We start from the raw sequence: 15,293 nt of genomic DNA on the forward strand, positions 1-15,293 counted from the left end.
GTTGCTTGCGAGTTCCAGCCCAAGTCCACGTTTGGCGTCTGAGGTCTGCCAGCGCGTGAACGCAACTGATTGACGATCTCAAACATTAGTCCGTGCTGTGGACGGCTGTCATATTTTCTCGTTGACCGCCGCCGCCAAGTGGTCACGGAAAAGTTGTTGAGCCTTCTCAGATTCGAACGCCGTCGCGATCTGCACCGCGCAAATGTCGTCATTGGCGTCGGGAATTTTCACCAGATCCTTAAGCGTCGTCAGAATCAAAGGCGCTCCGGCCGCCTCCGCATGCTGGCGAGCACTCTGCAGATCGGCTTCGGTGTAGTGGTGGTGATCGGGAAAGAACATCGACGTGACGACGTCCGCCCCGATCTGGCGACAGGTGTTGACAAACGCCCCGGGATTGCCGATCGCCGTCATGACCGTGACGGGTTTGTCCTCAACGTGACTAAGAGGTCGTGCGCCGGCGTTCGACAGTAAGCCAGTTGGGCGGAACGAAACTCGAAAAATCTTCTGAGCCAGCGACGGGTTCTGTTCGATCACCGTTGCGGCAATCTCTGACAGCGTGTTCTCAGACGCCGAATCAGCTCGCGTGATCAGCACAACATCCGCCCGCTTCAATCCGCTTAGCGGTTCGCGCAGCAGCCCCCGCGGCAACAGGTGTCCGTAGCCGAACGGATTAGTGGCGTCGATCAGTACGATGTTCAGATCACGGTGGATACGGCGATGCTGAAAGGCGTCGTCCAGCACAATGGCGGTGACACTCGCGGTGTCGATCAGCTTCTGAGCCGCCGCAACGCGGTCCGGGTTCTGCTCGTGAGAAACGTCCGGACACAGCTGAGCCAGCACTCGTTTCTCGTCGTTCTCACCGCTTGCGTCGGCGCGGTAGCCGCGGCTGACGATGCCTGGCCGCTGGCCGAGTTCCTGCAGCAGCTTCACCACCGTCGCCACAATCGGCGTCTTGCCCGTCCCGCCGGTCGTCAGATTCCCAATGCTGATCACAGGCACGGCAACGCGGGTGTCTTTTTTGAGACCGATATCGAACGCGGCATTTCGCAGACACATCACGCCACTGTAAGGCATCGACAGGCAGTGAAGCATGCCGCGAGCGACGCTCGCCATCACCCCTCGCGATTTCCCACTGATCAATTGTTTGAAGCTTTCTTCCGACATCAATCAAGGTTCGTCCGCGTGGTATCCCTGTTTCTCATTCGATATAACTCGCGTATCTGTTACTCGCCGTTCGGGCTCGCCCCAGTCGCGAAATCCTCTCAATCACCAACCAACCACCGATACTCATGTCTAACGAAAACACGATCGCCTACACGCTCACCGACGAAGCTCCTGCTCTGGCAACACGTTCGCTGCTGCCGATTATTCGAGCCTTCACAAAATCTTCCGGCGTCGATGTTGAACTGAAGGATATTTCGTTGGCCGGTCGCATTCTGGCGAACTTCCCTGAGAATCTAACGGACGACCAGAAACAATGCGACACACTTAGCGAGCTGGGCGATCTGGCGAAAACACCTGCCGCCAACATCATCAAACTGCCCAACATCAGCGCGTCGATCCCTCAATTGGTCGAAGCCATCGAAGAGCTGCAGGGCAAAGGCTACAGGATTCCTGACTTCCCGGAAGAGCCAAAAACGGACGCCGAAAAAGACGTGAGAGCTCGCTACGCCAAGGTGCTCGGCAGTGCTGTGAATCCTGTGCTGCGAGAAGGCAACAGCGATCGCCGCGTCGCCGCGCCCGTGAAGCAGTACGCGAAGCAGCACCCTCATTCGATGGGGGAATGGAGCAGCGATTCAAAGTCACATGTGGCCTCAATGCCTGGCGACGACTTCTTCGGCAGCGAAAAGTCAGTCACCATGCCCGCTGCGGGCGACGTGAAGATTGAACTCGTCGCGGATGACGGAACCAAGACGGTGTTGAAGGAAGGCCTGACGCTGCAGGAAGGCGAAGTCATCGATGGCTCACGGTTAAGCTGCACGGCATTGCGAGACTTTCTGAAGCAGGAAATCGCCGACGCCAAAAACAAAGATGTGCTGTTGTCTCTGCACATGAAGGCGACAATGATGAAGGTCTCTGACCCAATCATCTTCGGGCACGCCGTCAGCGTTTTCTTCGCCGATGTGTTGACCAAACACGCCTCAGAGTTGGAACAGATCGGCTTCGATCCCAACAACGGCATCGGCGACCTGTACGCCAAACTGGACGAACTTCCTGCCGACAAGCAAACCGAAATCAAGGCGGATCTCGACGCCTGCTACGCAAAGCAGCCCAAACTGGCGATGGTGAATTCCGACAAAGGTATCACCAACCTGCACGTGCCCAGTGATGTGATTATTGACGCTTCGATGCCCGCCGCTATTCGTACGTCAGGCCAGATGTGGGGGCCGGATGGCAAGTTGCACGACATGAAAGCCATCATCCCCGACCGCTGCTATGCGGGCGTGTATCAGGCGACCATTGACTTTTGCAAACAGAACGGCGCCTTCGATGTCACGACCATGGGAAATGTGGCCAACGTCGGATTGATGGCTCAAAAAGCAGAAGAATATGGTTCTCACGACAAGACGTTTGAAATTCCCGCTGCGGGCAAGGTGCAGGTTGTCGACAGCAGCGGCAACGTGTTGATGGAGCACGATGTTCAACCCGGTGACATCTGGCGGATGTGCCAGACCAAAGATGCGCCGATTCGAGACTGGGTGAAGCTGGCCGTCAATCGAGCTCGCGCGACCGGCAACATGACGATCTTCTGGTTGGACGAAAATCGAGCTCACGATGCGTCGCTGATTGCCAAGGTCAACCAGTACCTGCCTGAGCACGACACCGACGGACTCGACATCCGCATTCTGTCGCCAGTGGAAGCTACAAAGTTAAGCTGCCAGCGGTGCAAAGATGGCCTGGACACGATTTCGGTGACGGGCAACGTGTTGCGAGACTATCTGACCGACCTGTTTCCAATCCTGGAACTCGGTACCAGTGCGAAGATGCTGTCGATCGTTCCTCTGTTGGCTGGTGGTGGTTTGTTCGAAACCGGAGCCGGAGGATCGGCTCCTAAGCACGTGGAACAGTTTGTCGAAGAAGGCCACCTGAGATGGGATAGCCTCGGAGAATTTCTGGCTCTGGCAGTATCGCTGGAAGACAAATCAGAAAAGACCAACAACACCAAACTAAAGGTCGTGGCGGCCGCGTTAGACGAAGCAAACGGACGCTACCTGACAGAAAACAAATCGCCATCTCGGAAAGTGAACGAACTCGATAACCGAGGCAGCCACTTCTATCTGGCCTTGTACTGGGCTGAAGCGCTTGCAAATCAGACGTCGGATACTGAACTGGCATCTGAGTTTGCAGGTGTGGCGAAGACGCTGGCGGATAACGAAGACAAGATCGTCGCCGAACTGAACGCTGCCCAGGGATCACCTGTCGACATCGGCGGCTACTACCTGCCGGAGGAAGAGAAAGTGTGTGCGGCGATGCGACCGAGTGCAACGTTAAATGGAGCCTTGAACGTCAAGTGAAACATTTGTAACGGAGACATGATGGGTGGTGGAGATGGGCGGAAGGAAGAATCGGCCAGAATTAGCCCACGCTGGATTTCAGGCAGTACGGCAGTTGGACTTATAGTGCTGGTTGCGCTGGCGGGAATGCTTCAGCTTGCATTGACACATCCGACGTGGTTTGAGAAGCGACCTCGTACACCCGCTCCTCGATCGGTTAGTCGCTTTTCATCAGTCTACCTGAATCCCCGACAGATCCCCGGCGTTGTTCCCGACGACTTGGTGCAGACGTACATCAACCAAGGCCTGTTGCGAGGTGGGTTTGGCGTTCAGGGCGGTGGTCACGGTTATCTGGATCGGATGCGGTACGGACCTGCCGGGCACCCAACCCCGGATCCGTTGATGCATATTTGGCATTTTCAGAGTGGCCACGACAATGACGATGTGATGGTGCTGGTCGACATTTACGGCGTAAAAGGAAAGTTTGTGCATATGGTGAGCGTTCGGGTCGCTGACTACGGGAGTTCACAATTTGAGGTCGAGGCCGCCAAGCAATTTGAAAGACTGGGCGTATTCGAATTTCAGGGCTCAGATGCCGAAGTCGTGTCGTCTTGGCTGTCTAAACACGTATCTGGGCCAGCCAAGCTAGAGGTAGCAGGCGTCACATACGAAATCCCGTCTGATCGGCTGCAGTATTCCAGCACGCTACGAACACTCCTAATCGAAGGCCCTGTTGTCACGAAAACGGAACAGTGACGCTCGCGTAATTGAGGTAACTTCGCAGCGCAGCCCCTTTGAACGACCTGTACAGGCAATCCATTTTCGGAGCGAAATGGTGCCAACAACCTTTAAGCCATCCGCATGCGGCAAACCAACGCGATGGACGGTCGAGCCATGCGGCCAGCAAGGCGACATCGGAACGGCGAAGCGTTTTCGTGAGGAGAGCTAATCGTGAAGCGAGGCGACGATCAGTTTCGGACTCTGCGATATCTACTTCTTATCTGCGCAAGTGTTCTGATCCTTCGCGTCACTTCCAGCGTCGTACTCAGTTATCGCGGTTACCTTCCCCCCGACTTCACAACCAACTTTCTACGCGGGCGTGAGGCGTATTTCTTTGGAAGCTACCAATGGGCGTTCTATGTTCACATTGCATCCGGGCCAGTCTCGCTGGTTCTGGGGATGCTGTTATTGAGTGGCCGGTTTCGCAGGAAATGGCCGCAGTGGCATCGCGTGTTGGGACGGGTTCAGGGTGCCAATGTATTGGGGCTGGTGACTCCGAGTGGCCTTTGGATGGCCTTCAATGCCGAAAGCGGCTGGGTCGCCGAGTTGGGTTTTGCCGCTTTGGCGATTGCGACGGGATTTAGCATTGCGATGGGCTGGTTTGCTGCGGTGAAGCGACGCTTCGCTTTTCATCAGCGGTGGATGTGGCGGTGTTATGTCCTGCTGTGTTCGGCGGTCGTGCTGCGAGTCATCGGCGGGTTGGCAACGGTGGCAGGCTACTACAGCGAGTGGCTGTATCCGCTGAATGCATGGGCGTGCTGGGTTGTGCCGTTGGCAGCGCTGGAGGCGACGTGGGTCTTTCGTCAGCAGAAGTTCAGTCCGCTGCGCGGCGTAAACGATTCGCGCGGCGCGGGTTAGAATTCGCCGACGGTCTCGCCGACGTTGATCGTGACAAGAGCTTCCAACGTTTCCAAAGCGATGTTCTTCGAAAGATAGCGGACACTACCGTCCCCGAACAATGCCTGAGCACCGCCCATATGAGCCTTCTCGGCATCTGACTTCAGGTTCAACACAAGCGGCAGATCCGCATCGTGAGGTGCCATCCAGTGAACGGAAAACTCAAGCGGCACTTCCATGACCAATAGCGTGTTGCTGGTGCCGTCGGTGATATCCTGAAGTTGTACTGCTTCCGTGGAATAGAAAACGCTGTTCGGGCCGGTCACGCCAAGATACGTCGTGTGGCCATCCGGGACGTCGGACGAAGGGCATCGATAAGCTTTCAGGTTCGATTCGAAGGCGGCACGGTTCGCCGGATCGCGAGTTATTGTCGAAAGTTGTGTTCTTGAGTGAATGAGAAAGGTGGCGCATCCTGTTGGAACTTCTCCTCTCCAACGGCCCGAAGTGGGCAAAGGAATACGCTATGAGCAAGACTAAAACAGACCGAACCAAAGTGCCAGTGGGTCAAGCGCTCGATCCCGAAGTGATTTCCTTTCGGGCTCAGTTCGACGAGCGAAGTCCGCTCGACGAGATTGTCCGTGAGGGAGCCAGGCGGATGCTACAAACCGCAGTCGATGCCGAGGTGGATGCGTTCGTCGCCATGCATGCGGATCGGACTGACGAGCACGGCCGGCGACTGGTCGTCAAGAACGGAAGCCTTCCGGAGCGGGACATCCTCACCGGTGCCGGAGCGATTCCGGTCACTCAGGGGCGTGTCCGCGACAACGATCCTGATCGCGAAAAACGGGTGGCTTTCTCGCCAAGCGTGCTTCCGAGCTATCTGCGAAAAACGAAGGCCATTGAAGAACTCATCCCCTGGCTTTACCTCAAAGGAATTTCCACGGGTGACTTCAACGAGGCGTTGCAGTCGCTCGTCGGCGAGCGGGCCGCCGGGCTGAGTCCCAACGTGGTTTGCCGGCTCAAGGATCAGTGGTGCAGCGAATACGATGACTGGAGCAAGCGGGATCTATCGAACAAGCAGTACGTTTACATCTGGGCCGACGGCATTCACGCGAAGGTCCGACTGGAGGATGACGCCAATAAAAAGCAGTGTTTGCTGGTGCTGATGGGGGCTACGCCGGAAGGCCAGAAAGAATTGATCGCGGTGCTGGACGGTTACCGCGAGAGCGAGCAGAGCTGGTGCGAGTTACTGGTCGACTTGAAGCAACGTGGCCTGCAATTGTCACCGAAGGTTGCCGTTGGCGATGGTGCGCTTGGCTTCTGGGCCGCGATCCGCAAAGTATTCCCCGAGACTCGTGAACAACGCTGTTGGGTTCACAAGACGGCCAATGTTCTCAACAAGATGCCTAAGAGCGTTCAACCCAAAGCGAAAGGCGACCTGCACGAAATCTGGCAGGCAGAAACGAAGGACGATGCGAACAAAGCGTTCGATAAATTCATTGAAAAGTACGGTGCGAAGTATGCAGCGGCTTGCGATTGCCTGAAGAAGGACCGCGACGAGCTGCTGACGTTCTACGATTTCCCGGCCGAACACTGGAGCCACTTGCGGACAACCAACCCGATCGAATCCACCTTCGCGACGATCCGCCTTCGTCACCGCAAGACCAAAGGCAGCGGAACAAGACGGGCGAGCTTAGCGATGATGTTCAAGCTGGCTCAGTCAGCATCGAAGAAATGGAGACGACTCAACTGCCACGAAAAGATCACACTCGTCATCGAAGGACGTTCCTTCAAAGACGGAATCATGCAGGATGATATCGCCGCCTAAATCAAAAACCCAAAACACAACATTTGACAATTGCTCCCGGATCGCTCCACGGTTTCGAGAGGTCGATGCTGTCGTACAACGCCTGCTGTTCCATAAACGGCAAAATCAGCGTGCGCCAGCTATGCAGCGGATGGCCGTCTGAATTCACCGTAAAGGCGGGCGGAAAGGCTTCGTAGACGTCGTGATAATTGTGGAGTGCCAGGCCGATCTGTTTAAGATTGTTCTTACACTGCAAGCGGCGTGGTGCCTCACTGCCACGGTTGAACGGCAGCAACATCGCCAGAAGCACGCCCCCGATTAGCACCAAGCCGACTACTTTTACGACACTCCGGACGACACCGGAACTCGAACTTACCGCCTGGTCACTGGATTCAGGTTGCGAATAAGGATTCTCTGCCATGGCGTGGTACTCGCATAAGGGACAATCAGAATTTCATTCCAGCGACTCCAATCCCGGTCCTCCTCGCAGCTTCGCCAATCACGTCAGTACGTCGTGAACGACGTTGCCGTACACGTCTGTTAAGCGGAAGTCGCGGCCAGCGTGCCGGTAGGTCAGGCGTTCGTGGTCGAGTCCCAACGCGTGCAAAATCGTGGCATGAAGATCGTGCATATGCACGGGGTTCTCGACCGGCGCATATCCGAATTCGTCTGTGGAACCGTATGTCAAACCAGGCTTTGCTCCTCCGCCAGCCATCCACATGGTGAAACCCTGGGGATGGTGATTGCGCCCGTCACCATTTTCGACCATCGGCGTGCGTCCGAATTCTGAGCCCCACACAACCAGCGTGTCTTCCAACAGTCCTCGTTGATCCAGATCCTGCAGCAGTCCGGCGATGGGACGGTCCACTTTGGCCGATTCCCCGACGCTGCCTTTGACCACGGCGTTGTGATGATCCCACGTGTAATCAGTCGACACCTGAATATACCTCACACCGCTTTCCGCAAACTTGCGGGCCAGCAAGCACTGACGGCCGAAATTGTCGGTGGGCTCAGAATCGATACCGTACAGATCCAGCGTGGCTTTTGATTCATCGGCCAGGTTCATGATCTGCGGCATGGTGGACTGCATACGAAAGGCGAGTTCGTAGTTAGCGATCAGCCCTTCGATGTTCTTGTCGATTGTCGTTTGCTGCAGGTGTTGTCGGTTGAGCGATTGAATCAGGTCCAACTGCTTTCGCTGCAGGCCGGAGCCAATGCGGTTGTTGCCGAGATTCGAAACGACGGCCTTTGAAATTGGTATCTCAGCCGACCCAATGGCGGTTCCCTGATGCCTGGCTGGCAGAAACGCGCTGCCGTAGTTTTGCACACCGCCGTGCCCTCGCGGCGGAGAAATTGTCAGGAAGGCCGGCAGGCTGTCGCTTTCGCAGCCAAGACCGTAGCTCACCCACGCCCCCACGCTGGGCCTCACCAGACTGGCCTGGCCTGTATGCAGTCGCAGTAACGCTTCACCATGAGCGTTCCCTTCTGTGTGCATTGACCGTATCACGCACATCTTGTCCGCATGTCGCGCCAGCTTCGGAAACAGCTCGCTAATCCAAATCCCACTGTCGCCGTGTTGGTCAAATTGAAACGGTGAACCCAGCAACGTGCCCAGGTTTTCGCGGGCACTGCCAACCGATTTTCCCGCCAGCGGCTTGCCGTCTTCGCTGTTTAAGCGAGGTTTGGGGTCGAACAGATCCACATGACTGGGTCCGCCCCACATAAACAGAAAGATGACTCGCTTGGCCCGCGCTGGATAGTGTGGAAGGGGCGCTGAAGCGGCCGTACCGCCATCTGCGGCCGTCGCCTGTTGACCCGCCAGAGCGGCCAGCGCCACCTGACCGAAGCCAGCGGCACTGGTTTGCAGCATCGATCGGCGAGTTGTTGCACTTGTGAATTGGTGGCACGTCATCGGCTACTCCAAAATCTGAAAACGGCTCGACGCAAACAGGGCGTGGCAGGCAATCGCGAGCGCTCGTACCGCAGGTTCTTTCTCGCCGGCGTGCTTTAATTCTTCGGTTGTTGACCGCAGAAACTCAACAAGGCTTCCGCGTTCGGCAGCGGTGGGCGTGTCGTTCACGATCCATGCAAACATGAGGTCGACGATGCGTTCCAAATCCTGTGGCGACACTTCCGTCAGAATTCTGCGCGAAGTGGCTTCGGCGGCGTCCATCACGGAGGCATCGTTCAGGATAAACAGCCCCTGAGTCGCCACCATTGTTTCCGGTCGCATGCCGGTGGTGGCGTGAGGGTCCGCGAAGTCAAAGGCGTCAAAGACCTCGGGCAAGTCGTTGCGAATCACAGGCAGATACACGCTGCGGCAGGGAAAGTCGGTGCGCCGCCGATTCGTGTTCGCCCCGACCGCCGTGGCCTGATCGCCCAGATAAGACACGGTAGAATCCATGGGCGTCAGATCAAGAGTTCCCGCAGCCGACAACATAGCGTCACGAAGGGCCTCGGGGGTCAATCGGCGTCGGTGAGCTCGCCACAGCAATTGGTTGTCGGGATCCACAGCGTGAGCCGCTTCGTTATGCTCGCTGCTGAGGGCGAATGTTCGGCTGAGGACAATTTCGCGAATCAGGGCCTTCGTTGACCAGCCGGATTCGATCAGCTTCGTGGCCAGATAATCCAGCAATTGCGGATGACTGGGTTCTTCACCGGTACGCCCAAAGTTGTCCACGGTGCGCACCAGACCGCGACCAATCAGGTGCCGCCAGACGCGGTTGGCATACACGCGAGCTGCCAGACGACCGGCACCATTGTCGACATCGCATAGCCAGTCTGCCAGTTGCAGCCGTCCGCTTTGGCCGTCAGGAATTTCGATACCGTGATCTGAAACGACCTGCAACACGCCGCGAGGAACAGTGTCGCCGGGCCGGTTAAACTGTCCGGCAATCCGAATCGCTTCGTCCTTCGGCGACTTGCTGTCAGCTGGTATCATGGCTCGCGGCGGAATTTTACGCGGCTTCGCAGCAGCATCGGCTTCAGCCACGTAAGCCTCCTGCAACTTAATCCGTTCGTCGATCGACAGTGCCTCGTCCATCACACTTTTTGCAATCGCCTTGCCGTGTTCCTTTACGAACGCAGTCAGTGCGTCGAGTTTTCCGGCTTTCAACAACTTCAGCGTCTCACGAGCGTGCTTGAGGTGTTCCTCGCGTTGGGCTTTCTCACGCCAGAAGGCTTCGTAGTCGTTGTCCACGTTTTCGCCGTCCGGGCCGAGTCCCACAAGTTGCTCCATGACTCGTTGCTGCCCGAGCATGTAGCGTTGTTCCATCACGTGCGTCGACGTGAAGATGCCCGCCATCGCGTAGTAGTCTGCAGTTGGCACGGGATCGAACTTATGATCATGACAGCGGGCACAGCCGAGTGTTTGCCCGAGTACCGTTTTGCCGATGGTATCAAGCTGTTCATCCGCGACGTCCATGATGCGTTCGTTGGCATCGTTGCCCAGCAGCACCTTTGGCCCCATCACCAAAAATCCGGCCGCGACACGTTGCTGATCACGCTGTTCGATAGAATCGAAGGGCAGCAGGTCACCCGCAATTTGTTGCCGCAAAAATTCGTCGTACGGCATGTCGTTGTTAGCGGCGGCAATCACCCAATTGCGATAGCGCCATGCTTCGCGGAACAGAAAGTTTTCGTCCAGCCCGTTCGAATCGGCATACCGAGCCAGGTCCAGCCAGTGACGTCCCCAGCGTTCGCCAAACTGAGGCGAGGCCAACAACTCGCCCACGAGCGCGTCGAACGCGGCGGCGTTATCTTCGCGCAGGAACGTCGCGGTCTGCTCAGCGGTCGGTGGAAGCCCCGTCAACTGAAAGCACGTACGACGCAGCAGCGTACGACGATCTGTGTCGGTGGCGGGCGAAAGCTTCGTCGCTTCCAATTCCGCCAGCACGAAATAATCAATCTCGGATCGCGGCCAGTCTGAGTTCTGAACCTTCGGAATGTCGGTTTGCTCCAATGGCTGAAACGCCCAGTGCTCACGTCCCGCAACAGGATCAGACGGCGCCGGTGATGCGGCGGTGTCGGTCATCACCTTTTCGCGAGGATCCGGGGCTCCCATCTTCACCCAACGTTCCAACACCGCCACGGCTTCCTTCGGCAACGCCTTATCGGGCGGCATCTGCAAGTCAGCGTCTACGTACCGCACCGCCGAAATCAGGAGACTGGCGTCAACGTCTGCTGGCACAATCGCCGGGCCACTTTCGCCGCCGGTTTGCCAGCCGGCACGGCTATCCAGCGTCAGCCCGCCTTCTGCCTTGCCGGTCTTCACCGCATGGCACGAATAGCAGCGAGCGGCCAGCAGCGGCCGAACGCTTTTTTCAAAGAATTCCACCTGGTGAGCAGGTAGATCCTCAGCGCGGGACGAGGGGCTAAGGCAGGCCGCTGCGGCCAGGAGGCAAGGCATCAGTAGGGGGGTGTTGGTTTTCACGCTCCCATGCTAACCGCACCGAAACCTGTCGTAAAGTTTGGTCTGAGACGGAGACGCCGAATGGCTGGTTGCTGAGCGGCCAGTGTGCGCGTTCATCGCGCGTGGTGACCGCAACCCGCTTGCAGCGGCGATTTTCCTCGGCAAAGGCGACACCCCTTTCTACGGCACGCGAATTGCAACTCTGTGAATCGACCAGTTCTAAACCCGAGAGCAAAAGAAATGTTCCGTTTCCTTCCATGGAAGATGATTGTCCGCAAAGCGGCTCGCAACTACGGCATCGCAGACCCGTCGTTGTGGCTAGCTCGAATCCGCCAGTTCTCTCAGCAATCTGAGGTGCAGGAGCCCATCGAACTGCTGCGCGCCGGCATCCACTTCCATGCACGAGGCTTAATCAACACCAAAGCCATTCAGCACAACCTGGACTGGGTGTGGCCTTATTGGGTTGAGCGACAATTTGACCCAGCTGATGAATCCTTTGTCCCGCGAGCGTTCTCATTCAGTCATATTAATCTGACTCATCGCAACTGGACGGCCGTCGGGCTGCCTGAGCTTTCACTGTACCCGATCGTCGATCCGCGGGGGCTGGTCACGCCACTGCATGACGGCTGGTCTATCGACTTCTGGCTGACCGACCCCGACGGCCAGCAGCTGATTCCCAGTCGTACCCTGGATGATGACGTCGACCAGTCATTGAAAACAGACGGCCGCCTGGCGGTACAAACCAACCTCTGGAAGTCCGAGTTACAACTTCGCCAGCGCGTGGAAGTTGTCGTAGAAGACCGCCCCGGTGTTCCGCTGAAATCAGAATCCCCAGCGCAGCCTGTGTTGAAGATCACCATCGATGCGGCCAGCCCCGCAGGCGGTTCGCTGGCCATGGCGATTCGGCCTTACAACCCGGAAGGTGTTCAGTTCGTCGACAGCGTGGAAGCGTTGCCGGATGCAACCGGCTGGAAAGTCAACGACACGACTCAAGTAATCACCGACCGCAAAGCCAATCGCCTGCTGACTTCACACTACGACGAAGGCGACGTGCTGTATCAAATCAATCCCGCTGCCGAGGCCGACCAATCCGCGCCACCTCAGGATTCCGCCACTTCGACGACAATGCGGTGCGATCAGGGAATGGCGACGGCGGCGTCCGTGTACGACTTCGAGGGCGACAGCATGCAGCTTGTCGTGCGAGTTCCTCTGGCCGCCGAGCTTCAAGTGCAGGGGCATCCGCAGAAGTTTCATCCGGAAGTCACATGGCCGGAAGTCATGGCCGATGCAGCAACTCTGACGGTGCCAGACTCGCGAATTCAACGCTTGTACGACGGAGCTTTAAAAACTCTGGTCCTGCTATCAGTCGACGACATCGTGCCCGGCCCATACACCTACCGGCGCTTCTGGTTTCGCGATGCGTGCCTGATGATGAACCCATTACTGAGCGTGGGCTTTGTGGATCGTTGTCGCCGCATGCTGAACGAATTTCCGTCGCGGCAGCAGCACAACGGGTACTTCCGGTCGCAGGAAGGCGAGTGGGATTCCAACGGGCAGGTGCTGTGGATTTTGAACCGCTTTCGCAAGCTGACTCATTCGCCGTTGACGAGCGAACTGTATGGCACGCTGGATAAAGCGGTTGCCTGGATCGATCGTAAGCGAGTCCCAGCAGATGCGAAAAAACGGCATGCCGGTCTGCTTCCGGCTGGGTTTAGCGCGGAACACTTGGGGCCGAATGACTTCTACTACTGGGACGACTTCTGGGCAGAAGCCGGCTTGCGAGCGGCCAGTGAGATCTACCGCGATGCTGGCGACGATGCAAAAGCGACAAAGGCCTCAGCGACCGCCGATGAAATTCGCGATTCCATTGAACGCAGCTTGCAGGACCTGCCAACTTCGCGAACGCAGGGCGGTATTCCGGCTTCGCCTTATCGCCGCATGGATGCGGGAGCCATTGGTTCGCTGGTTGCTGATTATCCTCTGCAACTTACGCCCCCCAACGATCCTCGCATTCAAGCGACCATCGAGGCATTGCTGCAGAAGCACTTCCACCGTGGCGGCTTTATGCAGGACATGATCCATTCCGGCATCAATGCCTACCTGACTCTGGATATTGCTCAAACGTTGCTACGAAACGGCGACGAACGGTGGCGCGATCTGGTCGACGCCGTGGCAGACCTCGCATCGCCGACTGGTCAGTGGCCGGAAGCCATCCACCCTCGCACACTGGGCGGATGCATGGGCGATGGCCAGCACGGTTGGGCCGCAGGTGAATGGGTCATGATGATTCGCAACTGTTTTGTGCGCGAAGAACCAGACCGGCTCGTGATTGGTTCGGGCCTGTACCGCGAGTGGTTCGATCAGGACACAGATCTCGCCTTTGGTCCGACTTTGACCGCGTGGGGCAGGGTGAGCGTTCGAATTGTTCAGCCGGCCTCGAACCCTCGGCTTGTCATCGACGGACATTGGCACCGTGAGAAGCCACCCATCGACGTCCGCATTCCAGGATTCGAAGCGTTGCAGAACGTCAACGATGGCACGTCGATTGCATTGAAGCGACAGTCGGCGGACGAGTTCCGAGTTGACGAAAGACCTCACGTGCCAAGCCACAAAGACAGATAGCGAAGTTCGACGGCCATGCTTCAGGAAACAAACCTTCACACGGAAACAGAACGATGAACGTCACCATGTTTACGAACACGTACCGCCCTCATGTCGGCGGCGTGGCCAATAGCGTATTCACCTACGAGACGGAATTTCGTGATCGGGGCTTCGACGTCAGCGTAGTGGCACCGGAATTCGAAGGGGCGGAAGAATCCACCGATCACGTGCTGCGTGTGCCGGCGATTCAGAACTTCAATGGCAGCGACTTTTCGCTGCGACTACCGCAGCCATGGGTCGTTTCTGAATTCATTGACCAGGTTCAACCTAACCTGATTCACAGTCACCATCCGTTTCTGCTTGGCGACACTGCATTGCGAACGGCCTACGAACGAGGCCTGCCGCTGGTGTTCACTCATCACACGATGTACGAACAGTACACACACTATGTGCCGCTGGATTCCGAAGCGATGCAGCGAGTGGCCATCCAAATGGCGACAGAATACTGCAACTTGTGCAACCACGTGATCGCGCCCAGCGAGAGCATCGAGGCTCTGCTTCGCAAACGGGGTGTCACCGTGCCGATCACCACCATTCCAACGGGCATCGATCTGGATTTTTTCGGCAGTGGAGACCGCCAGGCGTTTCGAACGCGGCACGGCATCGACCACGATGCGATCGTCGTCGGGCACGTGGGCCGCCTTGCTGAGGAAAAGAATCTCGCGTTTCTGGCCGAAGGCGTCGGGCAGTTTCTGTCGCAGAAGTACGACGCTGTGTTTGTTGTCGTAGGCGACGGCAACGACAGGCAGCGGATGGAGGAGGCGCTAACAACCCATGTGGGTTCGGACCAATTGGTGTTCACTGGTCGCCAGACCGGACAGGATCTCGCCGACGCCTACGCTTCGATGGATGTGTTTGCCTTCGCGTCGCAATCCGAAACTCAGGGCATGGTGATTGCCGAAGCATTGGCCGCTGGCAATCCCATCGTGGCTTTGGACGGCCCCGGAATCCGGGAAGTTGTCGAAGAACGTAACGGGCGACTGCTGGAGCACGACGCCACCGAAGCAACGTTCGCCGAGGCACTGATGGAACTCACGGCAGAGACGCATCGTCTGAGTCGCATTCGGGAAGTTGCGAGAGAAACAGCGAAACCCTACGGCCTGAAATGTTGCGCCGATCGGTTGGCCAAGCTGTACGCGGACCTGGTGGCTGAATTCGAAGCCAGCCATGACCACGAATTTACTGCATGGGACCAGATGCAGGGACGACTGGAAGCCGAATGGAAATTGCTGGTCGAAAAAGCGTCCGCACTATCTGCTGCGGTAACAGACACAGACGCGACACGAGCCGTCATGACGTAGAA

At 57.2% G+C, this 15,293-nt stretch carries 11 protein-coding genes; 6 read left to right on the forward strand and 5 right to left on the reverse strand.

From position 1 onward, the window contains the following. Nucleotides 1-108: 108 nt before the first annotated feature. Nucleotides 109-1,164: a tetraacyldisaccharide 4'-kinase gene (gene lpxK, locus Fuma_RS23105; RefSeq protein WP_077026199.1), complete on the reverse strand. Its 1,056-nt coding sequence runs from the start codon at nucleotides 1,162-1,164 to the stop codon at nucleotides 109-111. A gap of 125 nt (nucleotides 1,165-1,289) precedes the next feature. Between lpxK and Fuma_RS23110 the strand changes: the two genes are divergently transcribed. The 3 genes from Fuma_RS23110 to Fuma_RS23120 all read left to right on the forward strand — a co-directional run bounded on the left by Fuma_RS23110 (nucleotide 1,290) and on the right by Fuma_RS23120 (nucleotide 5,132). Beyond that, a complete protein-coding gene (locus tag Fuma_RS23110; protein ID WP_077026200.1) occupies nucleotides 1,290-3,515 on the forward strand; it encodes an NADP-dependent isocitrate dehydrogenase in 2,226 nt (741 codons plus the stop codon). A gap of 18 nt (nucleotides 3,516-3,533) precedes the next feature. After that, nucleotides 3,534-4,250 (forward strand): hypothetical protein, encoded by a 717-nt coding sequence (locus Fuma_RS23115; protein WP_077026201.1) that lies wholly within the window; start codon nucleotides 3,534-3,536, stop codon nucleotides 4,248-4,250. Nucleotides 4,251-4,445: 195 nt separating this feature from the next. Further along, entirely contained in the window at nucleotides 4,446-5,132 is a 687-nt protein-coding gene (locus tag Fuma_RS23120) for a DUF2306 domain-containing protein (protein WP_077026202.1), read from the forward strand. Here Fuma_RS23120 and Fuma_RS34950 read toward each other — a convergent pair. Then, nucleotides 5,129-5,623, reverse strand: a complete 495-nt coding sequence (locus Fuma_RS34950; RefSeq protein ID WP_077026203.1) for a DUF1559 family PulG-like putative transporter — start codon at nucleotides 5,621-5,623, stop codon at nucleotides 5,129-5,131. The genes Fuma_RS23120 and Fuma_RS34950 overlap by 4 nt on opposite strands. A gap of 11 nt (nucleotides 5,624-5,634) precedes the next feature. Between Fuma_RS34950 and Fuma_RS23130 the strand changes: the two genes are divergently transcribed. Continuing rightward, nucleotides 5,635-6,939: an IS256 family transposase gene (locus Fuma_RS23130; protein ID WP_077022463.1), complete on the forward strand. Its 1,305-nt coding sequence runs from the start codon at nucleotides 5,635-5,637 to the stop codon at nucleotides 6,937-6,939. 1 nt (nucleotide 6,940) lies between these two features. On the opposite strand, the gene Fuma_RS23135 is transcribed toward Fuma_RS23130, so the two are convergent. The 3 genes from Fuma_RS23135 to Fuma_RS23145 form a co-directional block, all read right to left on the reverse strand. Further along, nucleotides 6,941-7,339, reverse strand: coding sequence for a DUF1559 family PulG-like putative transporter (locus tag Fuma_RS23135; protein ID WP_077026204.1), 399 nt, complete (start codon nucleotides 7,337-7,339; stop codon nucleotides 6,941-6,943). A gap of 78 nt (nucleotides 7,340-7,417) precedes the next feature. After that, a complete protein-coding gene (locus tag Fuma_RS23140) occupies nucleotides 7,418-8,830 on the reverse strand; it encodes a DUF1501 domain-containing protein (protein ID WP_077026205.1) in 1,413 nt (470 codons plus the stop codon). Between the two features lie 3 nt (nucleotides 8,831-8,833). Beyond that, complete coding sequence (locus Fuma_RS23145; RefSeq protein ID WP_077026206.1) at nucleotides 8,834-11,326, reverse strand: PSD1 and planctomycete cytochrome C domain-containing protein; 2,493 nt, start codon at nucleotides 11,324-11,326, stop codon at nucleotides 8,834-8,836. A 243-nt stretch (nucleotides 11,327-11,569) separates the two neighbouring features. Between Fuma_RS23145 and Fuma_RS23150 the strand changes: the two genes are divergently transcribed. Both Fuma_RS23150 and Fuma_RS23155 read left to right on the forward strand, forming a co-directional pair. After that, nucleotides 11,570-13,951 carry a glycoside hydrolase family 15 protein gene (locus Fuma_RS23150; protein WP_077026207.1) on the forward strand — a complete coding sequence of 794 codons (2,382 nt, stop codon included), beginning with the start codon at nucleotides 11,570-11,572 and terminating at the stop codon, nucleotides 13,949-13,951. A gap of 53 nt (nucleotides 13,952-14,004) precedes the next feature. Further along, nucleotides 14,005-15,291, forward strand: a complete 1,287-nt coding sequence (locus Fuma_RS23155) for a glycosyltransferase (RefSeq protein WP_077026208.1) — start codon at nucleotides 14,005-14,007, stop codon at nucleotides 15,289-15,291. Nucleotides 15,292-15,293 lie beyond the last annotated feature (2 nt).

This window comes from Fuerstiella marisgermanici, assembly GCF_001983935.1.
GTDB lineage: Bacteria > Planctomycetota > Planctomycetia > Planctomycetales > Planctomycetaceae > Fuerstiella > Fuerstiella marisgermanici.

Bases quoted from the DNA above. Each gene is read 5' to 3' on its own strand.
- Fuma_RS23140 (WP_077026205.1), bottom strand. From the start codon at position 8,830: ATGACGTGCCACCAATTCACAAGTGCAACAACTCGCCGATCGATGCTG.
- lpxK (WP_077026199.1), bottom strand. From the start codon at position 1,164: ATGTCGGAAGAAAGCTTCAAACAATTGATCAGTGGGAAATCGCGAGGG.
- Fuma_RS23150 (WP_077026207.1), top strand. From the start codon at position 11,570: ATGTTCCGTTTCCTTCCATGGAAGATGATTGTCCGCAAAGCGGCTCGC.
- Fuma_RS23115 (WP_077026201.1), top strand. From the start codon at position 3,534: ATGATGGGTGGTGGAGATGGGCGGAAGGAAGAATCGGCCAGAATTAGC.
- Fuma_RS23135 (WP_077026204.1), bottom strand. From the start codon at position 7,339: ATGGCAGAGAATCCTTATTCGCAACCTGAATCCAGTGACCAGGCGGTA.
- Fuma_RS23145 (WP_077026206.1), bottom strand. From the start codon at position 11,326: ATGCCTTGCCTCCTGGCCGCAGCGGCCTGCCTTAGCCCCTCGTCCCGC.
- Fuma_RS23110 (WP_077026200.1), top strand. From the start codon at position 1,290: ATGTCTAACGAAAACACGATCGCCTACACGCTCACCGACGAAGCTCCT.
- Fuma_RS23130 (WP_077022463.1), top strand. From the start codon at position 5,635: ATGAGCAAGACTAAAACAGACCGAACCAAAGTGCCAGTGGGTCAAGCG.
- Fuma_RS23155 (WP_077026208.1), top strand. From the start codon at position 14,005: ATGAACGTCACCATGTTTACGAACACGTACCGCCCTCATGTCGGCGGC.